Annotated in this window: 19 protein-coding genes and 1 pseudogene; 14 read left to right on the top strand and 6 right to left on the bottom strand. The window is 63.4% G+C overall.

The genetic code is table 11. The features are described from left to right. Window positions 1-34: 34 nt before the first annotated feature. Window positions 35-1,519, bottom strand: coding sequence for a sodium/proline symporter PutP (putP, locus tag C4K27_RS02475; RefSeq protein ID WP_007926806.1), 1,485 nt, complete (start codon window positions 1,517-1,519; stop codon window positions 35-37). Window positions 1,520-1,980: 461 nt separating this feature from the next. Between putP and putA the strand changes: the two genes are divergently transcribed. After that, the gene (gene putA, locus C4K27_RS02470) at window positions 1,981-5,934 is read left to right on the top strand and encodes a trifunctional transcriptional regulator/proline dehydrogenase/L-glutamate gamma-semialdehyde dehydrogenase (protein WP_053259385.1); all 3,954 of its coding nucleotides are present in this window, start codon (window positions 1,981-1,983) and stop codon (window positions 5,932-5,934) included. Between the two features lie 318 nt (window positions 5,935-6,252). Further along, window positions 6,253-8,055: an acyl-CoA dehydrogenase gene (locus tag C4K27_RS02465; RefSeq protein WP_053259384.1), complete on the top strand. Its 1,803-nt coding sequence runs from the start codon at window positions 6,253-6,255 to the stop codon at window positions 8,053-8,055. Between the two features lie 101 nt (window positions 8,056-8,156). Here the strand turns inward: C4K27_RS02465 and C4K27_RS02460 are convergent, their stop codons facing one another. Continuing rightward, window positions 8,157-8,459: a cell division protein ZapA gene (locus C4K27_RS02460; protein ID WP_009041856.1), complete on the bottom strand. Its 303-nt coding sequence runs from the start codon at window positions 8,457-8,459 to the stop codon at window positions 8,157-8,159. Beyond that, window positions 8,456-8,686, bottom strand: coding sequence for a hypothetical protein (locus C4K27_RS02455; protein WP_007926810.1), 231 nt, complete (start codon window positions 8,684-8,686; stop codon window positions 8,456-8,458). The genes C4K27_RS02460 and C4K27_RS02455 overlap by 4 nt, the downstream gene beginning before the upstream one ends. A gap of 280 nt (window positions 8,687-8,966) precedes the next feature. On the opposite strand from C4K27_RS02455, the pseudogene C4K27_RS31680 reads away from it, so the two are divergent. From C4K27_RS31680 to selO, 5 genes and pseudogenes are all read left to right on the top strand, one after another. After that, window positions 8,967-9,737 (top strand): annotated as a pseudogene (locus C4K27_RS31680) (MCP four helix bundle domain-containing protein); the annotation flags it as partial. Next, window positions 9,720-10,592 (top strand): methyl-accepting chemotaxis protein, encoded by an 873-nt coding sequence (locus C4K27_RS31675; RefSeq protein ID WP_394325633.1) that lies wholly within the window; start codon window positions 9,720-9,722, stop codon window positions 10,590-10,592. The pseudogene C4K27_RS31680 and the gene C4K27_RS31675, both read left to right, overlap by 18 nt. 211 nt (window positions 10,593-10,803) lie before the next feature. Continuing rightward, window positions 10,804-12,546, top strand: a complete 1,743-nt coding sequence (locus C4K27_RS02445) for a potassium/proton antiporter (protein ID WP_007926822.1) — start codon at window positions 10,804-10,806, stop codon at window positions 12,544-12,546. 35 nt (window positions 12,547-12,581) lie between these two features. Then, window positions 12,582-15,932 carry a mechanosensitive channel MscK gene (gene mscK / locus C4K27_RS02440; RefSeq protein WP_053259382.1) on the top strand — a complete coding sequence of 1,117 codons (3,351 nt, stop codon included), beginning with the start codon at window positions 12,582-12,584 and terminating at the stop codon, window positions 15,930-15,932. 48 nt (window positions 15,933-15,980) lie between these two features. Beyond that, window positions 15,981-17,444 (top strand): protein adenylyltransferase SelO, encoded by a 1,464-nt coding sequence (selO, locus tag C4K27_RS02435; RefSeq protein ID WP_053259381.1) that lies wholly within the window; start codon window positions 15,981-15,983, stop codon window positions 17,442-17,444. Between the two features lie 4 nt (window positions 17,445-17,448). Here the strand turns inward: selO and C4K27_RS02430 are convergent, their stop codons facing one another. Both C4K27_RS02430 and C4K27_RS02425 read right to left on the bottom strand, forming a co-directional pair. Further along, window positions 17,449-17,850 carry a helix-turn-helix domain-containing protein gene (locus tag C4K27_RS02430; protein ID WP_007926825.1) on the bottom strand — a complete coding sequence of 134 codons (402 nt, stop codon included), beginning with the start codon at window positions 17,848-17,850 and terminating at the stop codon, window positions 17,449-17,451. Continuing rightward, on the bottom strand, window positions 17,847-18,143 hold the full coding sequence (locus C4K27_RS02425) for a type II toxin-antitoxin system HigB family toxin (protein ID WP_023970158.1): 297 nt from the start codon (window positions 18,141-18,143) through the stop codon (window positions 17,847-17,849). The genes C4K27_RS02430 and C4K27_RS02425 overlap by 4 nt, the downstream gene beginning before the upstream one ends. A gap of 226 nt (window positions 18,144-18,369) precedes the next feature. Between C4K27_RS02425 and trxC the strand changes: the two genes are divergently transcribed. Next, window positions 18,370-18,804 (top strand): thioredoxin TrxC, encoded by a 435-nt coding sequence (gene trxC, locus C4K27_RS02420; protein WP_007926827.1) that lies wholly within the window; start codon window positions 18,370-18,372, stop codon window positions 18,802-18,804. A 123-nt stretch (window positions 18,805-18,927) separates the two neighbouring features. Here the strand turns inward: trxC and C4K27_RS02415 are convergent, their stop codons facing one another. After that, window positions 18,928-19,698 (bottom strand): ParA family protein, encoded by a 771-nt coding sequence (locus C4K27_RS02415; RefSeq protein WP_007926828.1) that lies wholly within the window; start codon window positions 19,696-19,698, stop codon window positions 18,928-18,930. A gap of 334 nt (window positions 19,699-20,032) precedes the next feature. Between C4K27_RS02415 and C4K27_RS02410 the strand changes: the two genes are divergently transcribed. The 6 genes from C4K27_RS02410 to C4K27_RS02385 are packed head-to-tail and all read left to right on the top strand — an operon-like array spanning window position 20,033 to window position 24,272. Then, on the top strand, window positions 20,033-20,764 hold the full coding sequence (locus tag C4K27_RS02410) for a beta-ketoacyl synthase chain length factor (protein WP_053259380.1): 732 nt from the start codon (window positions 20,033-20,035) through the stop codon (window positions 20,762-20,764). After that, complete coding sequence (locus tag C4K27_RS02405) at window positions 20,740-21,555, top strand: lysophospholipid acyltransferase family protein (RefSeq protein ID WP_053259379.1); 816 nt, start codon at window positions 20,740-20,742, stop codon at window positions 21,553-21,555. The genes C4K27_RS02410 and C4K27_RS02405 overlap by 25 nt, the downstream gene beginning before the upstream one ends. Further along, window positions 21,530-21,790 (top strand): phosphopantetheine-binding protein, encoded by a 261-nt coding sequence (locus tag C4K27_RS02400; RefSeq protein ID WP_007926834.1) that lies wholly within the window; start codon window positions 21,530-21,532, stop codon window positions 21,788-21,790. The genes C4K27_RS02405 and C4K27_RS02400 overlap by 26 nt, the downstream gene beginning before the upstream one ends. A 9-nt stretch (window positions 21,791-21,799) precedes the next feature. After that, entirely contained in the window at window positions 21,800-22,054 is a 255-nt protein-coding gene (locus C4K27_RS02395) for an acyl carrier protein (protein ID WP_007926835.1), read from the top strand. After that, window positions 22,051-22,596: a COG4648 family protein gene (locus C4K27_RS02390; protein ID WP_007926837.1), complete on the top strand. Its 546-nt coding sequence runs from the start codon at window positions 22,051-22,053 to the stop codon at window positions 22,594-22,596. The genes C4K27_RS02395 and C4K27_RS02390 overlap by 4 nt, the downstream gene beginning before the upstream one ends. Further along, a complete protein-coding gene (locus tag C4K27_RS02385) occupies window positions 22,593-24,272 on the top strand; it encodes an acyl-CoA synthetase family protein (protein ID WP_053259378.1) in 1,680 nt (559 codons plus the stop codon). The genes C4K27_RS02390 and C4K27_RS02385 overlap by 4 nt, the downstream gene beginning before the upstream one ends. Window positions 24,273-24,298 lie beyond the last annotated feature (26 nt).

Here is a 24,298-nt window from a genome sequence, read left to right as displayed (position 1 = left end):
ATCACTGCAGGGTTAGCGCCTCAGCGGCTCCCGATCAGTGGTTGAGCTTGTAGTCTTTCTCGGCGGCCTCGAAACGCTGGACCATGCCGGCGCTCGGTGCGCTCATCTTGCTCACCAGCAGGATGGCCAGGCTGGCGAAGATGAAGCCCGGGATGATTTCGTACAGGCCCAGCACATTGAAGTGCTTCCACAGGATCACAGTCACGGCGCCGACGATGATGCCGGCCAGCGCGCCGTCGCGGGTCATGCCTTTCCACAGTACCGAGATCAGCACCACAGGACCGAAGGCTGCGCCGAAACCGGCCCAGGCGTAGCTAACCAGGCCCAGTACGCGGTTTTCCGGATTGGCGGCCATGGCGATGGCGACCAGGGCAACCAGCAGCACCATTGCACGACCGACCCACACCAGCTCCAGCTGGGAAGCGTGCTTGCGCAGGAAGGCTTTGTAGAAGTCTTCGGTCAGGGCACTGGAGCACACCAGCAGCTGGCAGCTCAGGGTGCTCATCACCGCCGCCAGGATGGCCGACAGCAGCACACCGGCGATCCATGGGTTGAACAGGATCTTGGCCAGCTCAATGAACACCCGCTCGTGGTTCTCGGTCACGGGACCGGCCACTTCCGGGTGCGCCGAGAAGTAGGCGATACCGAAGAAGCCCACGGCCACGGTGCCGCCCAGGCACAGGATCATCCAGGTCATGGAGATACGACGGGCATTGGCGATCGACTTGACCGAATCCGCGGCCATGAAGCGTGCCAGGATGTGCGGCTGGCCGAAGTAGCCCAGCCCCCAGCCCATCAGCGAGATGATGCCGATGAAGGTGGTGTTTTTCAGCATGTCGAAGTTGCTTGGGTCCTGGGCTTCGATCGCCAGGAAGGTGGTGTCGACGCCACCGGTGGCCAGCAGCACGATGATCGGCGTCAGCAGCAGGGCGAAGATCATCAGGGTGGCTTGTACGGTGTCGGTCCAGCTCACCGCCAGGAAACCACCGACGAAGGTGTAGGCGATGGTCGCCGCGGCACCGGCCCACAGGGCGGTCTCGTAAGGCATGCCGAAGGTGCTTTCGAACAGACGGGCACCGGCGACGATGCCGGAAGCGCAGTAAATGGTGAAGAACACCAGGATCACGATCGCGGAGATGATCCGCAGCAGCCCGCTCTTGTCCTCGAAGCGGCTGGAGAAATAGTCCGGCAGCGTCAATGCATCGCCGTTGTGTTCGGTTTGTACTCGCAGACGACCGGCGACGAACAGCCAGTTCAGGTAGGCACCGACGATCAGGCCGATGGCGATCCAGCTCTCGGACAGGCCGGACATGTAGATGGCGCCCGGCAGGCCCATCAGCAACCAGCCGCTCATGTCGGAAGCACCGGCGGAAAGCGCGGTCACCACGCTACCCAGGCTGCGGCCACCGAGGATGTAGTCAGAAAGGTTGTTGGTAGAGCGATAGGCCATGAAGCCGATCAGCACCATAGCTGCGATGTAGATCACGAACGTGATCAAGGTTGGATTGCTTGCACTCATTGAGTTACGCCCTGGCTTTGTTTTTATGTAGCGGCGGTCAGCACCACCGCTCTCAAACGACTACGTCTGAGAGACGGTTGGGTACTCCGCGCATTTATGACTGATGTTTCCCCAGGAAAGCCACCAGCCGATGAACCGGCCTCGAGGACCGGTTGCACCTTGGGCGCGAATGCTATTCAACAATTCAAAGAAGGTGCAACCTGTTTCGCGAGAATAAGTTGCACCCAAGCGATTTTTCCGGCGAACGCCCCGTTTTTGCTCCTTTTTGGAGCAAAAACACATCGCGACAGAATTAAAAGCACCAAGCGGAAGCGCCGCCCAGGGACCGGAAATTAATTCCTGATGAGCTGCCTATTATTCCGATAAAAAACAGGTTGCACCCGGTTGCACCTCTCTCAGCTCACGGCTAATCTTGCCGCCAGCTGATGCCACGCAACCGTGGTAAACATGAGGATAAAAATATGGCTACCACCACCCTTGGGGTCAAACTCGACGACCCGACCCGCGAACGCCTGAAGGCTGCCGCAACCTCGATCGATCGCACGCCGCACTGGCTGATCAAGCAGGCAATTTTCAATTACCTGGAAAAACTCGAGGGTGGTGCAACCCTGACCGAGCTGAGCGGTTCGACCCGCACCGACGGCGATGACGCTGGCGAAGTGCAGACCGACCACGCTCACCAGTGCTTCCTCGAATTCGCCGAAAGCATCCTGCCGCAATCGGTGCTGCGCGCCTCGATCACCGCCGCCTACCGCCGCCCGGAACCGGAAGTGGTGCCGATGCTGCTGGAGCAGGCGCGCCTGCCGGCCACCATGGCCGAAGCCACTAACAAGCTGGCCGCGACCATCGCCGAAAAACTGCGCAACCAGAAGAGCGCCGGCGGCCGTGCCGGTATCGTCCAGGGCCTGCTGCAGGAATTCTCCCTGTCGTCCCAGGAAGGCGTGGCCCTGATGTGCCTGGCCGAAGCCCTGCTGCGGATTCCGGACAAAGGCACCCGTGACGCGCTGATCCGCGACAAGATCAGCACCGGTAACTGGCAGCCGCACCTGGGCAACAGCCCGTCGCTGTTCGTCAACGCCGCCACCTGGGGCCTGCTGCTGACCGGCAAGCTGGTCGCCACCCATAACGAAGCCGGCCTGACCTCGTCCCTGAGCCGCATCATCGGCAAGAGCGGCGAGCCGATGATCCGCAAGGGCGTCGACATGGCCATGCGCCTGATGGGCGAGCAGTTCGTCACCGGCGAAACCATCGCCGAAGCCCTGGCCAACGCGAGCAAGTTCGAAGCCAAGGGCTTCCGCTACTCCTACGACATGCTCGGCGAAGCGGCACTGACCGAGCACGACGCGCAGAAATACCTGGCGTCCTACGAGCAGGCCATCCATTCGATCGGCAAGGCGTCCCACGGTCGTGGCATCTATGAAGGCCCGGGCATCTCGATCAAGCTCTCGGCCCTGCACCCGCGCTACAGCCGCGCCCAGTACGAGCGCGTGATGGACGAGCTGTACCCGCGCCTGCTGTCGCTGACCCTGCTGGCCAAGCAATACGACATCGGCCTGAACATCGACGCCGAAGAAGCCGATCGCCTGGAGCTGTCGCTGGATCTGCTCGAGCGCCTGTGCTTCGAACCGCAGCTGACCGGCTGGAACGGCATCGGCTTCGTGATCCAGGCCTACCAGAAGCGCTGCCCGTACGTGATCGACTATGTGATCGACCTGGCGCGCCGCAGCCGTCACCGCCTGATGATCCGCCTGGTGAAAGGCGCCTACTGGGACAGCGAGATCAAGCGCGCCCAGGTCGAAGGCCTGGAAGGCTATCCCGTCTACACCCGCAAGGTGTACACCGACGTGTCCTATATCGCCTGCGCCCGCAAGCTGCTGTCGGTACCGGAAGTCATCTACCCGCAGTTCGCCACCCACAACGCCCACACCCTGTCGGCCATCTACCACATCGCCGGTCAGAACTATTACCCGGGCCAGTACGAGTTCCAGTGCCTGCACGGCATGGGCGAACCGCTGTACGAACAGGTGGTAGGCAAGGTTGCCGATGGCAAGCTGAACCGTCCGTGCCGCGTGTACGCCCCGGTCGGCACCCACGAAACCCTGCTGGCCTACCTGGTCCGCCGCCTGCTGGAAAACGGCGCCAACACCTCGTTCGTCAACCGCATCGCCGACCAGTCGATCTCCATCCAGGAACTGGTGGCCGATCCGGTCAGCCAGATCGAGCAGATGGCGACCCTGGAAGGCGGCTTCGGCCTGCCGCATCCGCGCATTCCATTGCCGCGCGACCTGTACGGCAGCGAGCGCGCCAACTCCGCCGGCATCGACATGGCCAACGAACACCGCCTGGCGTCGTTGTCCTGCGCCCTGCTGGCCACCGCCCACAACCACTGGAAAGCCGCGCCGATGCTCGGTTGCGCTTCCAGCAGCGAAACCCCGGCGCCGGTCTTGAACCCGTCCGATCACCGCGATGTGGTCGGCCACGTACAGGAAGCCACGGTCGAAGACGTCGACAACGCCATCCAGTGCGCGCTGAACGCCGCGCCGATCTGGCAGGCCACGCCACCGGCCGAGCGCGCCGCGATCCTCGAACGCGCCGCCGACCTGATGGAAGGCGAGATCCAGCCGCTGATGGGCCTGCTGGCCCGCGAAGCCGGCAAGACTTTCGCCAACGCCATCGCCGAAGTGCGTGAAGCCGTGGACTTCCTGCGCTACTACGCGGTACAGGCTCGCAACGATTTCAGCAACGACGCGCACCGCCCACTGGGCCCGGTGGTCTGCATCAGCCCGTGGAACTTCCCGCTGGCGATCTTCAGCGGCCAGGTCGCCGCCGCCCTGGCCGCCGGTAACCCGGTACTGGCCAAGCCGGCCGAACAGACGCCACTGGTCGCTGCGCAGGCCGTGCGCCTGATGCTCGAAGCCGGCATTCCGGAAGGCGTGCTGCAACTGCTGCCGGGCCGTGGCGAAACCGTCGGTGCCCGTCTGGTCGGCGACGATCGGGTCAAGGGTGTGATGTTCACTGGCTCCACCGAAGTCGCGCGCCTGCTGCAACGCAACGTCGCCGGCCGCCTGGACGCCCAGGGCCGGCCGATCCCGCTGATCGCCGAAACCGGTGGCCAGAACGCGATGATCGTCGACTCCTCGGCCCTGACCGAACAAGTGGTGATCGACGTCGTCTCCTCGGCCTTCGACAGCGCCGGCCAGCGTTGCTCGGCCCTGCGCGTGCTGTGCCTGCAGGAAGACTCCGCCGACCGCGTGATCGAAATGCTCAAGGGCGCCATGGCGGAAAGTCGCCTGGGCAACCCGGAGCGCCTGTCCGTGGACATCGGCCCGGTGATCGACGCCGAAGCCAAGGCTGGCATCGAGAAACACATCCAGGCCATGCGCGACAAAGGCCGCAGCGTGTATCAGGTGGCAATCGCCGATGGCGAAGAGGTCAAGCGCGGCACCTTCGTGATGCCGACTTTGATCGAGCTGGAAAGCTTCGACGAGCTACAACGGGAGATCTTCGGCCCGGTGCTGCACGTGGTGCGCTACAAGCGCAAGGACATCGACCAGTTGATCGCGCAGATCAACGCTTCCGGCTACGGCCTGACCCTGGGCGTGCACACCCGCATCGACGAGACCATCGCCAAGGTGATCGACAACGTCAACGCCGGTAACGTCTACGTCAACCGCAACATCGTCGGTGCCGTGGTCGGCGTGCAGCCATTCGGCGGCGAAGGCCTGTCGGGCACTGGCCCGAAAGCCGGCGGCCCGCTGTACCTGTACCGCCTGCTGTCGACCCGTCCGACCGACGCCATCGAGCAGTCGTTCGCCCGTGGCGATGCCCTGAACGCCCCGGACGTGCGCCTGCGTGATGCCATGAGCAAGCCGCTGAACGCCCTGCAAGCCTGGGCCGACAGCAACAAGCTGGCGGACCTCAGCGCCCTGTGCGTACAGTTCGCGGCGCAGTCGCAGAGCGGTGTCACCCGCGTGCTGGCGGGCCCGACCGGCGAACGCAACAGCTACGCCATCCTGCCGCGCGAACACGTGCTGTGCCTGGCGGAAGTCGAAGGCGACCTGCTGACTCAACTGGCTGCGGTCCTGGCCGTGGGTGGTTCGGCGATCTGGCCGGAAGGCGAACCGGGCAAGGCGCTCTACGCCCGCCTGCCTGCGGAGGTGCAAGCGCGCATCCAGCGCGTGGCCGACTGGACCAAGGACGACGTGGTGTTCGATGCGGTCCTGCATCACGGCGACTCCGACCAGCTGCGCGCGGTCTGCCAGCAAGTGGCCAAGCGTGCCGGCGCCATCGTCGGGGTTCACGGCCTGTCGCAAGGCGAAACCTCGATTGCCCTGGAACGCCTGGTGATCGAGCGCGCCTTGAGCGTCAACACCGCGGCGGCCGGCGGTAACGCCAGCCTGATGACCATCGGCTGAAGCCGATAGTCAGCGGCATGAAAAAGGGCGCCCTCACCGGCGCCCTTTTTTATGCCCGACGCAAATCCCCTGTAGCCGCTGCCGAGCCCGCGAGGCTGCGATCGGGGCGCAGCCCCGTAAAACCAGGCGACGCGGTATGCCTGATGGATGGGGTCCGCCTGCTGCGCAGGCGATCGCAGCCTCGCTGGCGCTCGACAGCGGCTACACCTGCCGTCCCCATCCCCTGTGTTTGGCACCTTTATCACCTTCATCAATCTTGCTATCCAGAGTTTATTCACCCACCTAGACTCGGCTGAGTCCAATCACAGGTAGGCCGCCATGTCCGAGACGTTGCTCAGTTCCCGCAATCTGGCTTTCGAGCTGTATGAAGTCCTCGATGCCGAGGGCCTGACCCAGCGCGAGCGATTCGCCGAGCACAACCGGGAAACCTTCGACGCCGCCCTCGGCACCGCGCGCAGCATCGCCGAGAAATTCTTTGCCCCGCACAACCGCAAGGGCGACGAAAACGAGCCGCGTTATGAAGACGGCAAGGCGATCCTGATTCCGGAAGTCAAACCCGCGGTCGATGCCTTTCTCGAAGCCGGCTTCCTCAACGCCGCGCGCAGCTTCGAGGCCGGCGGCATGCAGTTGCCGACGCTGTTGTCCCAGGCCTGCTTCGCGCACTTCCAGGCGGCCAACGCGGCTTCCACGTCCTACCCCTTCCTGACCATGGGCGCGGCCAACCTGATCGAAAGCTTCGGTACCGACGAGCAAAAGCAGCGTTTCCTGCAGCCGATGATCGACGGGCGCTTCTTCGGCACCATGGCCCTGACCGAGCCCCATGCCGGCTCGTCGCTGTCGGACATCCGCACCCGCGCCGAACCGGCGGCGGACGGCACCTACCGGCTCAAGGGCAACAAGATCTTCATCTCCGGCGGCGATCACCCGCTGTCGGAAAACATCGTGCACATGGTGCTGGCCAAGCTGCCGGACGCACCGGCCGGGGTGAAAGGCATCTCACTGTTCATCGTGCCCAAGTTCCTGGTCAACGACGACGGCAGCCTGGGCCCGCGCAACGACGTGTTGCTGGCCGGGCTGTTCCACAAGATGGGCTGGCGCGGCACCACCTCCACGGCGCTGAACTTCGGCGATAACGGGGAGTGTGTCGGCTATCTGGTGGGCAAGCCGCACCACGGCCTGAGCTACATGTTCCAGATGATGAACGAGGCGCGGATCGGCGTCGGCATGGGCGCGGTGATGCTCGGCTACGCCGGCTATCTGTACTCCCTGGAATACGCCCGCGAACGCCCGCAAGGTCGCCTGCCGGACAGCAAGGACCCGACTACTGCGCCGGTGTCGATTGTCCAGCACGCCGACGTCAAGCGCATGCTGCTGACCCAGAAGGCCTATGTCGAAGGCGCTTTCGACCTCGGCCTGTACGCCGCGCGGCTGTTCGACGACACCACCACCCTGGCCAGCGAAGACCAACGCAAGCAGGCCCACGAACTGCTGGACCTGCTGACGCCCATCGTCAAATCCTGGCCCTCGGAGTTCTGCCTGAAGGCCAACGAACTGGCGATCCAGATCCTCGGTGGCCATGGCTACACCCGCGAATACCCGGTGGAACAGTATTACCGCGATAACCGCCTGAACCCGATCCATGAAGGCACCCACGGCATCCAGTCACTGGACCTCCTGGGGCGCAAGCTGGCGCAGAACGGCGGTGCGGGCCTGAAACAACTGATCCGCCTGATCGCCGACACCAGCGAGCGGGCCCAGGCCCACGACGCCCTGACGGCGCTGCGCCAACCGCTGGAAAAACTGGTGGCGCGCCTGCAAAGCGTGACCCTGGACCTGCTCAGCGACCTGGCCCAGGGCAAGGTCAACAGCAGCCTGGCCAACTCGGCGCTGTACCTGAAAGCCTTCGGTCATGCGGTGATCGGCTGGCGCTGGCTGGAACAGGCGATCCGCGCGCAGGAAGGCCTGGCCAAGGGCAGCCCGGCGGATGTGGGTTTCTACAAGGGCAAGCTGCAGGCGGCGCGTTACTTCCTGACCTGGGAAGTGCCGGCCTGTCATCACGAGCTGGCATTGCTGGAGGCGCGGGACGATACCTGCCTGGGCATGCAGGACGAGTGGTTCTGAAGCGCTAAAAGCATCGCGAGCAATCGAGCGCCGCCCGGCTGCTCGCGAAAACAATCAGTCCGACACAACCGCAACGGCGTTGCAGGTTGTGGGTAAACCCATCAGTTCTGGCTGATGGTCTTGGAGATCACTTCGACCGTGGCGCTGACTTGCTCTTGGTAACGGTCGAGCTCCTGCTGATGACGCTTTTGCATCTCGAGCTGCTGGGAGCACAGGTTCATCGCCGCCAGCACCAGCAAGCGGTCACCGATCAGCGTCGGGTATTTCTTCTTGGTCTCGGCCAGGGTGGCCTTCAACATCAACGCGGCATCCAGCAGGGTCTGCTCTTCCCCGGCCGGCGCCTTGATCGAGTAGTCCTCGCCGAGAATCGAGACGACTTTTACCCCGTCGGCACCCTGCCTCATGCGCTGACAGGACCGGCGCTGACGCGCTCGACCAGGGCCTGGATGCGGGCCGCGGTGGCGCCTTGTTTCTCTTCCTGTTCCATCAGGCTCAGTTGCAGGCTTTCGTTCTCATCCTTGGCTTGGGCCAGTTCTGCCTTGAGGGTTTCGTTCGTGCCCGACAGCTCCTGGTTCTGTTGCACCAGATCACTGACAAGCTGTTCCAATTGGCTTAGGGATGCTTCCAACATTTTGATTTTCCGAGCATTTTTCAAAGGGCGCGTACGATAAAGAAAAGTCACCCTGGATGCCAGATTTTCCCGGCGCAACGCCTTGATTTGCCTGGCGGGTGACCTTGCCTGCGAACTTTAAAGACTGTCATTCCCCCATCTGGTTCCTGACACTTCGTCGCTCATCAGATCTTTCTGAAACTCTCGCTCCTGCTTCAAGAATCCATTTTTCCGCGCGATAGGTCAGGAGAGCCCTATCAACCACCGCGGCATGGATTGCGCATTCTCGAGGTAGATCCCCATGTCTCTTCGCAACATGAACATTGCACCGAGGGCATTTCTCGGCTTTGCATTCATTGGCTGCCTGATGCTGTTCCTGGGCATCTTCGCCCTGAACCAGATGAGCAAGATTCGCGCGGCGACCGTCACCATTTCCACCGACAACATGCCCAGCATCCAGAGCATCGATGAGTTCACCCAGCAGATGCTGCGCCTGCAGGTGCTGTCCTATCGCCTGGTGATCAACCGCGGTCCCGAGGTGCAGGCCAAGACCCGCGAGTCGCTCGAACTCGGCAACCAACAGATCGAAAAAATCCGCACCACCTATGAAAAACTGGTCAGCAGCCCGGAGGAAAGCGAGGCCTACGACCACTACCTCAAGCTGCTGGCCGAATACCGCAAGCTCGAAGAGCGCATCAAAGAGCTGTCGCGCAATAACCAGCTGGGTGAGCTGCAAGAGATGCTGAACAACGAGTTGATGAAGAACTCGCAGCAGATCAACAAGGTTTTGAACCTGCTGGTCCAGATCAACAGCCAGCGCTCCAAGGCCGCCAACGAGCAGGCCGCCGAGGAATACGCTTCGGCATTCAATCTGGTAGTCGCCCTGCTGATCCTGTCCACCACCCTGACCGTGGTGTTTGCCTGGTTGCTGACCCGCAGCATTACCCAACCCATCGCCAGCGCCTTGCATGCCGCGGAACACATCGCCGAAGGCGACCTCACCCAAAGCATCCGGATCAACGGGCGCGACGAACCCGGACGCCTGCTGCAGGCCATGGCGAGCATGCAGGAAAAACTGCGCCAGACCCTGTTGCATATTTCCGGCTCCGCCAGCCAGTTGGCTTCCGCCGCGGAAGAGCTGAACAGCGTCACCGACGAAAGTGCCCGCGGCCTGACCCAGCAGAACAACGAAATCGAACAGGCCGCCACCGCCGTGAACGAGATGACCTGCGCCGTCGAAGAAGTCGCGCGCAACGCCGTGAGCACCGCCGAGGCCTCGAACGACGCCACCCAGTCGGCCAGCGAAGGCCGCGACCTGGTACGCGAAACCGTCAGCGCCATAGAGCTGATGAGCAGCGAAGTGCAGAGTTCGGCCAACAGGATCAGCGAACTGGCCGAGGAGTCGCGCGACATCGGCAAGGTGTTGGATGTGATCCGCGGCCTGGCCGACCAGACCAACCTGCTGGCCTTGAACGCCGCGATAGAAGCCGCCCGGGCCGGCGATGCCGGACGCGGGTTCGCCGTGGTCGCCGATGAAGTACGTGCCCTGGCCCACCGTACCCAGCAGTCCACCAGCGAAATCGAACGCATGATCGGCAGCATCCAGAGCGGCACCGAGCATGCCGTCGAGTCGATGCGCACCAGCACCGAGCGCGCCGACTCGACCCTGAGCATCGCCCGCGGCGCCGGCGGTGCCCTGGACACCATCAACACCGCGGTCAACGAAATCAACGAGCGCAACCTGGTCATCGCCAGCGCCGCCGAGGAACAGGCCCTGGTGGCCCGCGAAGTGGACCGCAACCTAGTGAACATCCGCGACCTGTCGGTGCAATCGGCCACCGGCGCCAACCAGACCAGCGATGCCAGCCACGAGCTGTCACGCCTGGCCGTGGACCTGAACGGCATGGTGGCGCGATTCACCCTGTAATACCCGGCCAATAGCGCTGATCGCCACCTGCGCCAGCCACTGCGGAACGCCATGAAGTCCGTCGGTGGCCGGCGCCAGGCGACGCTTTTCCGCCGCCTGTAAACAGGCGCAAAAGCTTTTTGACAGCATCGTATTTCAACAGGTTAGAATCGCTGGCACGCGGACTGCATGGTCAGTTTGTGCCCGCCTTTCTGCTTCTGGAGTACTGCCTTTGAATGCGACGACCATCAACAGCCTGTTCTTGATCGGCGCGTTGCTGGTAGGTGCGAGCATTCTGGTGAGTTCCCTTTCGTCCCGCCTCGGCATCCCGATCCTGGTGATCATCCTGGCCGTGGGCATGGCCGCCGGCGTCGACGGTGGCGGCATCATCTTCAACAACTATCCGACGGCCTACCTGGTGGGTAACCTCGCACTCGCGGTGATCCTCCTCGACGGCGGCCTGCGCACCCGGGTCTCGAGCTTTCGCGTGGCCTTGTGGCCCGCCTTGTCGCTGGCCACCGTCGGCGTGATGATCACCACCGGCCTGACCGGCATGGCGGCTGCCTGGCTGTTCGACCTGAACCTGATCCAGGGCCTGCTGATCGGCGCCATCGTCGGCTCCACCGACGCCGCGGCGGTGTTCTCGCTGCTGGGCGGCAAGGGCCTGAACGAACGGGTCACCGCCAGCCTGGAGATCGAGTCGGGCAGTAACGATCCGATGGCGGTGTTCCTCACCGTGACCCTGATCGACATGCTCGCCAGCGGCCAGACCGGCCTGCACTGGAGCCTGCTGGGGCATCTGCTGCGCGAGTTCGGCATCGGCGGCCTGATCGGCCTGAGTGGCGGCTGGCTGATGCTGCAACTGGTGAACCGCATCAACCTGGCCACCGGCCTGTACCCGATCCTGGTGATCGCCGGCGGCCTGGTGGTCTTCGCCCTGACCAACGCCCTGCACGGCAGCGGGTTCCTCGCGGTGTACCTGTGCGGCCTGGTGATCGGCAACCGCCCGGTGCGCAGCCGCCACGGCATCCTGCATATGCTCGACGGCATGGCCTGGCTGTCGCAGATCGGCATGTTCCTGGTGCTCGGCCTGCTGGTCACGCCCCACGACCTGCTGCCCATCGCCCTGCCGGCGCTGGGCCTGGCGCTGTGGATGATCCTGTTCGCCCGTCCGCTGTCGGTGATGGTCGGCCTGCTGCCGTTCAAGGCCTTCCACGGTCGCGAGAAAGCCTTTATTTCCTGGGTCGGCCTGCGCGGCGCGGTACCGATCATTCTCGCAGTGTTCCCGTTGATGGCCGGGCTGCCCGAGGCCCAGCTGTACTTCAACCTGGCCTTCTTTATCGTGCTGGTGTCCCTGCTGGTGCAAGGCACCAGCCTGCCGTGGGTCGCCAAGCTGCTGAAAGTCACGGTGCCACCGGAGCCGGCGCCGATCTCCCGCGCCGCCCTGGAGGTGCATGTCACCAGCGAATGGGAGCTGTTCGTCTACCGCCTCGGCGCGGAAAAATGGTGCATCGGCGCAGCGTTGCGCGAGCTGAAAATGCCCGAAGGCACCCGTATCGCCGCCCTGTTTCGCCACCAGCAACTGCTCCATCCGTCGGGTAGTACGGTGCTGGAAGCCGATGATTTGCTCTGCGTCATCGGCCATGAGCACAACCTGCCGGCCCTTGGAAAACTCTTCAGCCAGGCGCCGCAACGGGGCCTCGATCTGCGCTTCTTCGGCGACTTCGTTCTCGAAGGCGACGCCCAGCTGGGCGCGGTTTCGGCGCTGTACGGGCTCAAGCTCGAAGGGCTCGATCCGGACATGCCGCTGAGCCGCTTCATCACCCAGAAAGTGGGCGGCGCTCCCGTGGTCGGCGACCAGGTGGAATGGAACAACACCATCTGGACGGTTGCCGTGATGGAGGGGAACAAGATCAGCAAAGTGGGCGTCAGATTCCCCGAAGGAAGTCGCCCGGGCCCCGGACTCTTCCTCTAAACTGCCTAACTTCTCATCCAGCTTGACCGGTCTCTATGCCAACCCTGCGTACCCTTTTCGCCATTGCCCTGCTGGGCCTGAGCCTTTCTGTCGGCCCACTGCAAGCGGCCGAGCCGCCCAGTGCCGAGTCCGTCCAGCAGAGCCTGGATAAAATCGCCGAGCGCAAATTGCCGGAAGCCGATCAAAAGGCCCTGCAAGCGGTGCTGCAACAGACGCTGACCCAGCTGTCGAACAAGCAGGATTACGAGCAGCGCCTGAACGACCTCAAGCAGCAGTTGAGCAATGCACCGCGCCAGACCAGCGAAAACCAGCGCGAGCTGACCCGCCTGAAAGCCACCAAGGTGGTGCCCGTGGCCCAGCGCTACGCCAACCTGCCGGTGTCGCAGCTCGAACAACTGCTGACCGAACGCACCACCCAGCAGGGCGACATGCAGAAAGCCCTGGCCGAGGCCAACAGCCTGGCCATTACCGCGCAGACCCGCCCCGAACGCGCCCAGGCCGAGATCAGCAGCAGCCAGACCCGTACCCAGCAGATCAATACGATCCTCAAGAACGGCAAGGACTCCGGCAAGCCGATCAACGCCGACCAGCGCAATCAGCTCAATGCCGAACTGGCGGCGATCAACGCGCTGATCCCGTTGCGCCGCCAGGAGCTGGCCGGCAACAGCCAGCTGCAGGACCTGGGCAACAGCCAGCATGACCTGCTGATGGAAAAGACCGCGCGCCTGGAGCAGGAAATCCAGGACCTGCAGACCCTGATCAACCAGAAGCGCCTGGCCCAGTCCCAGGAAACCGTCACCCAGCAATCGATCGAAGCGCAAAAGGCCGGCAGCAGCAGCCTCCTGGCCACCGAAAGCGCGGCCAACCTGAAGCTCTCCGACTATCTGCTCAAAAGCACCGACCGCCTCAATGAGCTGACCCAGCAGAACCTGCAGACCAAGCAGCAACTCGACAGCGTGACCCAGAGCGATGCCGCGCTGGACGAGCAGATCAGCGTGCTCAAGGGCAGCCTGCTGCTGTCGAAGATCCTCTATAAACAGAAGCAGGCGCTGCCGCACCTGCGGCTCGACCGCGACCTGGCGGACCAGATCGCCGACATCCGCCTGTATCAGTTCGAGGTCAACCAGCAACGCGAGCTGATCAGCAGCCCCAGCAGCTATGTCGACAACCTGCTGGCGACCCAGCCGTCCGAGCAAATCACCCCGCAGCTGCGCAAAACCCTGCTGGACCTGGCCATCACCCGTGCCGACCTGCTGGAACGCCTGAGCCGCGAGCTGAGCGCCCTGCTCAACGAATCCATCACCCTGCAGCTCAATCAGAAGCAGCTGCTGAGCACCTCGCAAAGCCTGCGCGCGACCCTCGACGAACAGATGTTCTGGATTCCCAGCAACAAGCCGCTGGACGGCGAATGGCTGCAAGCTGTGCCGCTGCGCCTGGAAAAACAGGTCACCACCCTGCCCTGGTCGTCCAGCCTGAGCGAGCTGGCCGACGGCCTGGCGCAACGGCCGCTGCTGTTCCTGCCATTGCTGCTCCTGATCGCGGCCCTGCTGTGGCGGCGCAAGAACCTGTACCAGCGCCTGACCAAGGTTCACAAGGACATCGGTCACTTCAAGCGCGACAGCCAATGGCACACGCCGCAGGCGATCCTGGTCAACATCCTGCTGGCGATGCCGGTCGCTCTCGGCCTGGCGCTGTGCGGCCTGGCCTTGCAGATCGACGCCCGCGGACAGAACGCCAACCTCGGCGCGGCGCTGTTGCAGATGGCCCAGGCCTGGCTGGTGTTCTATACCGCCTACCGGATCCTCGCCCCCGGCGGCGTGGCGGAACTGCACTTTCGCTGGGAAAAGCCCCAGGTCGAATTCCTCCAGGGCTGGATCCGCCGCCTCGGGCTGGTGGTCATGGCCCTGGTGGCCGTGGTCGCCGTGGCCGAACATCAACCAGCGGCACTGGCCGATGACGTACTCGGCATCGCCGTGGTCCTGACCTGCTACGCCCTGATGGCCTGGCTGCTCAGCCGCCTGCTGCTGAGCAGCCCGACGCACCAGAACGCCTCGCTGTTCCGCAAGGCGGTGGCGGTGCTGTTCACCGCGCTGCCGATCGCCTTGTTCATCGCCGTGTGCTTCGGCTACTACTACACCGCGCTGAAGCTCAGCGACCGCCTGATCAATACCCTGTACCTGCTGATGTTCTGGCTGGTGATCGAAGCCACTTTTGTCCGTGGACTGGGCGTCGCCGCCCGGCGCCTGGCCTACCAGCGGGCCCTGGCCAAACGCCAGGCCGCCAAGGAAAGCGGCGACGGCGAAGCGGTGGTCGAAGAGCCGACCCTGGACATCGAGAAGGTCAACGAACAGTCCCTGCGCCTGATCCGCCTGGCCCTGCTCGGTGGTTTCATGGCCGGGCTGTACTGGGTCTGGTCGGACCTGATCAGCGTGTTCTCCTACCTGGACAACATCACCCTCTACGAATACACCAGCGGCACCGGCGCCAACATGAGCATGGTGCCCATCAGCATCGGCGACATGCTCGGCGCGCTGATCATCGTCGGCATCACCTTCGCCCTGGCGCGCAACCTGCCGGGGCTGCTGGAGGTGCTGGTGTTGTCCAGGCTGAACCTGGCCCAGGGCAGCGCCTACGCGACCACCACGCTGCTGTCCTATGTGATTGCCGGCGTCGGCTTCGTCTCGACCCTGTCGACCCTCGGCGTCAGCTGGGACAAGTTGCAGTGGCTGGTGGCTGCGCTGTCGGTGGGCCTGGGCTTCGGCATGCAGGCGATCTTCGCCAACTTCATCTCCGGCATCATCATCCTGTTCGAGCGGCCGGTACGCATCGGCGACACCATCACCATCGGCAACCTGTCGGGCACGGTGAGCAAGATCCGCATCCGCGCCACCACCATCACCGACTTCGATCGCAAGGACATCATCGTCCCGAACCAGACCTTCATCACCGGGCAACTGATCAACTGGTCGCTGACCGACACCGTCACCCGGGTGACCCTCAAGCTCGGCGTCGACTATGGCTCGGACCTGGACCTGGTCAAGGAACTGCTGCTCAAGGCGGCCCGCGATAACCCGCGGGTACTGAAAGAACCCGAGCCCCATGTGTACTTCCTCAACTTCGGCGAAAGCACCCTGGACCACGAACTGCGCATGCACGTGCGCGAGCTGGGGGACCGCAACCCGGTACTCGACGAGGTCAACCGCTTCATCAACCGCGAGTTCAAGAAACAGCACATCAACATCTCGTTCCGCCAGATGGAGGTCTACCTGAAGAACCTCCATGGCCAGGAATACAAGATGGTGCCCATCGAGCCGGAGACCAAGACCATTGTCCCGCTGCCCGACGGCAAACCGCTGCAGGAACCGCCTCCCAGCAGGCTCGACTAAGGACGCTATCCCTAGCAGAATGCTCGGACATTCTGCTGGAGATGGCCGTTGAAAGCCCTCGACGAACTGACCTTCGACAATCGCTTCGCCCGCCTGGGCGATGCGTTCTCAACCCATGTGCTGCCCGAGCCGATCGACCGCCCACGCCTGGTGGTGGCCAGCCCGGCGGCCATGGCGCTGCTGGACCTGGACCCCGAGGCCGCGCAAAGCCCGGTGTTCGCCGAACTGTTTGGCGGGCACAAGCTGTGGGCCGAAGCAGAGCCCCGGGCGATGGTCTATTCCGGGCATCAGTTCGGCTCCTACAACCCTCAGTTGGGCGATGGTCGCGGCTTGCTGCTGGGCGAGGTGTACAACGCCGCCGGCGAGCACTGGGACCTGCACCTCAAGGGCGCCGGCCAGACCCCCTACTCGCGCATGGGCGATGGCCGCGCCGTACTGCGTTCGTCGATCCGCGAGTTCCTGGCTTCCGAGGCGCTGCACGCCCTGGGTATTCCGACCACCCGGGCGCTGTGCGTGATCGGCTCCGACACCCCGGTCTGGCGCGAGAAGCAGGAGCGCGCGGCGATGCTGCTGCGCATGTCGCCCAGCCATGTCCGCTTCGGCCACTTCGAATACTTCTATTACACAAAACGCCCCGAGCAGCAGAAACAGCTGGGCGAGCACGTGCTGGCCATGCACTTCCCCGAGTGCCTGGAGCAGCCCGAACCCTACCTGGCGATGTTCCGCGAAGTGGTCGAGCGCAATGCCGAACTGATCGCCAAGTGGCAGGCCTACGGTTTCTGCCACGGGGTGATGAACACCGACAACATGTCGATCCTCGGCGTGACCTTCGACTTCGGGCCGTTCGCCTTCCTCGACGATTTCGATGCGCATTTCATCTGCAACCATTCCGATGACCAGGGGCGCTACTCGTTCAGCAACCAGGTGCCGATCGGCCAGTGGAACCTCAGCGCCCTGGCCCAGGCGCTGACGCCCTTCATCAGTGTCGAGGCCCTGCGGGAAACCCTCGGCCTGTTCCTGCCGCTGTTCCAGGCCCATTACCTGGACCTGATGCGCCGCCGCCTCGGCCTGACCAGCGCCGAAGAGGAGGATCAGAAGCTGGTGGAACGGCTGCTGCAACTGATGCAGGGCAGCGGCGTGGACTACAGCCTGTTCTTCCGTCGCCTGGGGAATGAGCCGGCGGAACTGGCCGTGGCCCGGCTGCGCGACGACTTCGTCGACCGCCAGGGCTTCGATGCCTGGGCCGATCTGTACAAGGCCCGGGTCGCCCGTGATCCCGTCCAAGGTGAGGAGCTGCGCCGGGAACGCATGCATGCGGTCAACCCGCTGTACATCCTGCGCAATTACCTGGCACAAAAGGCTATCGACGCCGCCGAACAAGGAGACTACTCCGAGGTGCGCCGCCTGCACGCGGTGCTGAGCAAGCCGTTCGAACAACAGGCCGGCATGGACAGCTACGCCGAACGACCGCCCGAATGGGGCAAGCACCTGGAAATCAGTTGCTCGTCCTGAGGGGTCAGATAAAGGTTTCCATCGAGACCTTGAAACGTTCGGCCAGCCAGCGGATCTGCCGCAGGTTGAGCTGACGCTTGCCGCTCAGGATCTCCGAGACTACCGACTGCGCGCCGACACCGGGCAGGTCGCTCTGGGTCAAGCCGTGTTCGCGCATCATGTAGCGCAACACATCTACTCCGCTGGCGACAGGCATCGGGCGATGTTCAAGATCGTAGGCTTCGATCCAGTCCCCGATGATGTCCACCAGGCTGTTGAGAGGATGGGCCTCGTCTTCCCCTGTCAGGTCCAGCAACTCGTCAAGGGCCTGAACCAGCCTGTCGTAATCCGCCTCGGTTTTCGGCTTGCGCAGCAACGGCGCAACGAACTGCCAGTGTTCGGCCACTTGCTCGATCAATGCACTCATCCTCGATCCTCCTTCCACTTACCCCGGTCATATTCACGGTGGTCCAACACATGGCGGATATAGAGCTTTTGCGTCGTGTAACGGACCAATGCAATCAGCCGTATCTTGTTGCCACCGATATCGAACACATGCAGCGGCCCGACCTTGTCCACCGCCGGGAACATCGCCTTCATCGCGGCAAAATCCGCAAGCCGATTGCGTTTAAGCGCGCGATACCAATCATCCAACGCCTTGGCCGAGTGTGGCCATTTTTCCTTGGCATCCCAAATTCGTTTAGCCGTGATTACACGCATGCAAAGTCCTTATCGCATACTGCTATGGCAGCCTAGAGGGTGAGACAACTTATCGCAAGTTGCTATAAATGCTCTCGGACCAATGGCACGGAGCATCGTCTCTCTCCAGCCTAGAACCGAGCCGACGGTTGCCGCGCAAAGATGTATGAGCGCATGCAACAGCTTGATAAACCGGCCCACAGCCTCCAGATCGGAGCTATTGGCCACTTATCCCGGAGCCCCCCTCATGTCCGATCCACTGCTGATCCCCTGCCCCCATTGCAATGGGTTGAACCGCATCCCCGCCGAGCGCCTGGGCGATCAGCCCAAATGCGGACGCTGCAAAGGCCAAGTGTTGCTGAACCAGCCTTTCGAACTGAAACAAGGCGACTACGCCAGCCAGATCAAGGGCGACCTGCCGTTGCTGGTGGATGTCTGGGCGGATTGGTGCGGGCCGTGCAAATCCTTCGCGCCGGTGTTCGAGCAGGCGGCGGCGCAATTGGCAGGCAAGTGCCGGCTGGCCAAGCTCGACAGCGAGGCCAACCAGCAATTGTCGGCGCAGTTGGGAATTCGCTCGATTCCGAGCCTGATTCTGTTCAAGAACGGACGGGAAGTGGCACGCCAGAGTGGCGCCTTCCCGTTACCGCAGCTGATGAGCTGGCTGCGCAGCCAGGGCATCTGACCGCTATCGAAATCGCCTTGAACTGTAGGAGCGAGGCTTGCCCGCGATAACGGTCTGACAGCCGACGACGATGTTGAATGTCAGATACTCATCGCGGGCAGGCCCCGCTCCTACGGAAGAAGGTCAGGCGCTTTCCAGCAGGTTGTGCAGGTCGACGAACTGCTGGGTCAGCTTGTGCCGGGGGTCGAGGTGGATCAGCGGCAGGCTGGCCTGGTGGGATTCGCGCATGCGCACCGAACTGGCCAGGTACACCGGCAATACCGGCAGGCCCTCGGCGATCAGTTCATCGAGCATTTGCTGGGGCAGGCTGGCGCGGGCCTGGAACTGGTTGACCACGATGCCTTCGACCTGCAAATCCTCGTTGTGGTCGTCCTTGAGTTCTTCGATTTCCGCCAGCAGGCCGTACAGCGCCTGGCGGGAAAAGCTGTCGCAGTCGAAAGGAATCAATACGCGATCGGCGGCAATCAGCGCCGAAACCGCATAGAAGTTCAAGGCCGGCGGGGTGTCCAGGTAGATCCGGTCGTAGTCCTCGGCCAACTCGTCCAGCAGTTTGCGCAGCTTGTTGATCTTGTGCTTCGCCTCAAGCTTGGGCTGCAGATCCGCCAGCTCGGCGGTGGCCGTCACCACATGCAGGTTATCGAACGGCGTTTCGTAGATATCGACCTGGTTCTTCTTCGAGAACGGTCCGGAAGACAGGGTCTGCTTGAAGAAGTCGGCGATCCCCATGGGGATGTCGTCGCCGGTCAGGCCGGTGAGGTATTGAGTGGAGTTGGCCTGGGCATCCAGGTCCACCAGCAGTGTGCGATACCCCTCACTGGCACTAACGGCCGCCAGATTGCAGGCAATGCTCGACTTGCCGACTCCCCCTTTCTGATTGAACACCACGCGCCGCATGTCAGAACCTCCCTGCATCAAAGATCACCGAGTGTAGTAGCCAGTGCCGCCGCTTCGCTACCTCGCTGACGGCAGACCGCCAAACCAGTTCCAGTGGCCAGAATCAGCCTAGACTTTCTTGTAAAGTCCCCGCACTCCCGACCTGTACCATTCGATAATGGCCAAATGACACTTTTGTGCTGTCGAGCGGGTCATTTTCACTGAGCGAAACATAACCAATGTTTGCTACCAGCCAGTCACACCGGGATAATGCGCGCCACTCGGCTGTAGCTCCGTGGCAGGTGAGTCTGCGATCGAAACGCCTGACCACGTCAAGTAAGCCCGCAGGGGCGGGATGAATTTTCAAGTGATCAACTTCAACATCGCTCAATGGCGCGCGTGGGCCCCTGGGCTCGAAAGCGTGGACGATTGGCAGGCCTGGAGCCGACAACCGGTCGTGCTCCAGAGCAGTGATGCGGCCCCGGACGTGTCGTTTCTACCGGCCATGCAGCGCCGGCGCCTCAGCCGTCTGGCCCGCATGGCCTTCAGCGTGGGCTGGCCGCTGGCCGAAGGCCTGGAACAGCTACCGTTGGTCTTTATTTCCCGGCATGGCGAAACGCCGCGCACCTTCGACATCCTCAGCGACCTGGCGGCCGACCAGCCGTTGTCCCCGACCCAGTTCAGCCTCTCGGTGCACAACGCGGTGATCGGCCTGTGGTCGATCATGCGTGGCGAAACCAGCGAAATGACCGCCCTCGCCGCTGCCGGCGACGGCCTCGAACATGGCATGCTAGAGGCCGCGGCGCTGCTTGGGGAAGGCGCCCCGGCGGTGCTGCTGGTGGTCACCGAAGAGCAGCCGCCCGCCGCCTATGCCACCTGGATCGACGACGTGCCGTTCCCCTATGCGGTGGGCCTGTTGCTGACCCCCGGTAAAGAGTGGCAACTGACGCTCGATACCGCCACCGAGGAAGCGCCACGCGCCGAGTGGCCCCATGCCCTGAATCTCTTGCGTACCCTGCTCGGCGAGCAGACCTCCTGCCAACATGCCTGGAAGAACCGTGTATGGAACTGGCAACGCAACCTGTAAACACAAAACCCCGCGACGCCTACTACTGGCGCCTGGTCGCCACGGCAGCGAGCTTCGCCTTGTTCGGCCTGGGTGGCCTGTGCCTGCGCCTGGTGATTTTCCCGCTGCTCGCCTGCCTGCCCGGCGACGCCGAAGCGCATCGCCAGCGCGCGCGTCGCACCATTGGCAGGCTGTTCTGGCTGTTCATCCGGTTCATGGCCCGCAGCGGCGTGCTGACCTATGAAGTCGAAGGCGCACAAAATCTCGGCCGCCCCGGGCAAATGATCATTGCCAACCACCCGTCGCTGATCGACGTGGTGTTCCTCATCGGCCTGGTGCGCAACGCCAACTGCGTGGTCAAGCAGAGCCTGTGGCAGAACCCCTTTACTCGCGGCCCGATACGCGAAGCCGAATACATCAGCAACGACGGCAGCATGGACATGCTCGACGCCGCCGGCGAAGCCCTGCGCAACGGCCAGACCCTGGTGATCTTCCCCGAGGGCACCCGCACCCAGCCGGGCCAGGCGCCGGCCTTTCATCGGGGGGGCGCGGCAATCGCCTTGCGGGGTGCGAGAATCATCACCCCGGTGGTCATCAAGGTCAGCCCGACCACCCTGACCAAGGCCGAACCCTGGTATCGCATCCCGATGCGCCGCGTGCACTTCAGTTTTCGCGTCGGAGCCGATATAGACCCGTATGCCTTTGCCGCCCAAGGCCCCGCACCGCAGGCCTCGCGCAAGCTCAACGATTATTTGCATCACTACTTCATTAAGGAGCTCGCCGAAGATGAGCGATCTGCACCAGGAAATTAAAATGCTGATCATCGATGCCCTGGGCCTCGAAGACATCAGCGTGCAAGACATCGGCAACGAGCAGACGCTCTTCGGTGAAGGCCTGGGCCTGGACTCGGTCGACGCCCTGGAGCTGGGCCTGGCGATCCAAAAACGCTACGGCATCAAGATCGACGCCGATGCCAAGGACACCCGCAATCACTTCACCAACGTGGCGAGCCTTGCGGCGTTCGTCACTGCAAAACAGGCAGCTTGAGACCGGACCATGCAAACTCGTGACGACATCTTCAACACCCTGCGTGATGCCCTGGTGGAACTCTTCGAACTGGAACCGGAACGCGTAAGCCTGGAATCCAATCTGTATCAGGACCTGGAAATCGACAGCATCGACGCCGTCGACCTGATCGATCACATCAAGCGCAAGACCGGCAAGAAAATCGCCGCCGAGGAATTCAAGTCGGTGCGTACCGTCAATGACGTGGTCGAGGCGGTATACCGTCTGGTCCAGCCGGCCGCATGAGCCGGCTGATCGGCCTTGGCCTGCTGCTGGCAGGCCTGTTGTATCCCTTTGCGGTGTATTTCGGCATGGAGCATTTCGCTCCCTGGCAGTTCGGCCTGTTGCTCGGCGGCCTGTGGCTGGCCCGGGCCCTGACCGGCGAACGGCGTCCCGGCAGCCTGTGGATGGCGGGCGCCGCCCTGGCCTTCTGCCTGCTGCTGGCGCTGTTCGATAACCCGTTGTTACTGCGCTGGTACCCGGTGCTGATCAGCGGCTTCATGCTCACGCTGTTCGGCCTGAGCCTGAAATACGGCCCGCCGGTGGCTGAACGCCTGGCCCGCCTCAGCGAGCCTGCGCTGCCGGAAAAGGCGATTCGCTATACCCGCCAGGTGACTGTCGCCTGGAGTGTGTTTTTCCTCTGTAACGGATTGCTCGCCGCGGCCCTGACCCTATGGGCGCCGCTGAGCTGGTGGACGTTGTACAACGGCCTGATCTCCTACGGGTTGATGGGTTTGCTGTTTGCCATTGAATGGCTGTTACGACAACGCGTACGAGGCCGCGCATGAATTGGATAAAACTTGAGCAGTTGCTGCTCAAGTCGTTGCCGGAACGGGCCGTCACGCTCGAACCGGCACTCGATCACAGCCACCTGCGGCACCAGGCCCTGAGCCTGGCCGCGGGTTTGCAGGCCAGGGGCGTACAGCGCCTGGCCCTGCACCTGGAAGATGCCGCCGAACTAGCCATTGCCCTGCTCGGTGCCTGGCGCGCCGGGGTCAGCGTACTGCTGCCCGCCGACCTGCAACCGCAGACCCGGCAACGCTGGGCGACCCAGGTCGATCTGTGGCTGACCGACCAGCCGGGCGATGCCCACTTGGTCGACTTCGACCAGCCGCCATTGCCCGCCGCCGAACTGGATCTCGACGGCTGCCGCCTGAGCCTGTGCACCTCCGGCTCCAGCGGCGAACCCAAGCGCATCGACAAATCCCTGCGCCAGCTGGCCAACGAAGTCGAGGCCCTGGAACAACTGTGGGGCGAGGGATTGGGCCAGGCCTGCATCATCGGCAGCGTCGCCACCCAACATATCTACGGCCTGCTGTTCCGTGTGCTCTGGCCGCTCTGCGCCGGGCGCACCTTCGTGCGTCGGCAACTGCCGTTCCCGGAAGACCTGCAGCGCGCCAGCCGCGAACACCCGGCCTTTGCCTGGGTCGCCAGCCCGGCCTTGCTCAAGCGCATGGGCGACAACCTCGACTGGCCTGCCCTGAGCCCGGTGCGCCGGGTGTTTTCCTCTGGCGGCGCGCTGCCTGCCGACGCTGCGCAAGGCCTGCACCAGCGTCTTGGACAATGGCCAACGGAAATCCTCGGTAGCTCGGAAACCGGCGGCATCGCCTGGCGCCAGGCCGACAGCCTGTGGCAAGCCTTCGCCGGGGTCGAACTGAGCCAGGACAGCGACGGCGCCCTGTTGATCGCCTCGCCCTACCTGCCGACCGGGCATATCGAACACACCGCCGATGCCGCGCGCATCGCCGCCGATGGGCGTTTCGAGCTGCTTGGGCGCCTGGACCGGATCGTCAAGCTGGAAGAAAAACGCATTTCCCTGCCGATGCTGGAACAGGCCCTGGCCGAGCATACCTGGGTCGCCGAAGCACGCCTTGGGGTGGTCCGGGAAAACCGCGCTTCCCTCGGCGCGTTGCTGGTCCTCAGCGAACAAGGCCTGCACGCCTTGCGCAATCAGGGTCGTCGGGCCCTCACGCAAGCGCTGCGCCAGCACCTGAGCCAGCATTGCGAGGCACTGGCGCTACCACGCCGCTGGCGCCTGCTGCGCCAGTTGCCCCTGAACAGCCAGGGCAAACTGCCCCAGGCCGATGTCGAAGCCCTGCTGCTGGCCCCACGCCCGCGGGCGCCGGAAGTGCTGGAACAGCTCGAGGCCGACGGCGAATGGAGCCTGCAACTGGCGATCCCGCCGGACCTGGCCTACTTCAGCGGCCACTTCCCCCAGACCCCGGTGCTGCCGGGCGTGGTCCAGGTGGACTGGGCATTGGCGCTGGGCCAGCAGTTGCTCGATCTGCCGGGGCGCTTTGCCGGCATGGAAGTGCTGAAGTTCCAGCAACTGGTGCGCCCCGGCGACCAGGTGCAATTGCACCTGCGCTTCGATCATGAGCGCGGCAAACTCTACTTCGCCTATCGCAATGACACCGCCGCCTGCTCCAGCGGCCGCATCCTGCTGGAGAACGCCTGTGGATAAGTTATGGGCGCCAGGCGAGCGCAGCC

It is taken from the genome of Pseudomonas chlororaphis subsp. chlororaphis (genome assembly GCF_003945765.1).
In the GTDB taxonomy this organism is placed as follows: domain Bacteria; phylum Pseudomonadota; class Gammaproteobacteria; order Pseudomonadales; family Pseudomonadaceae; genus Aquipseudomonas; species Aquipseudomonas chlororaphis.
Note: the sequence above shows the minus strand (reverse complement) of the source record. Positions and strands in the feature narration are given on the sequence as shown.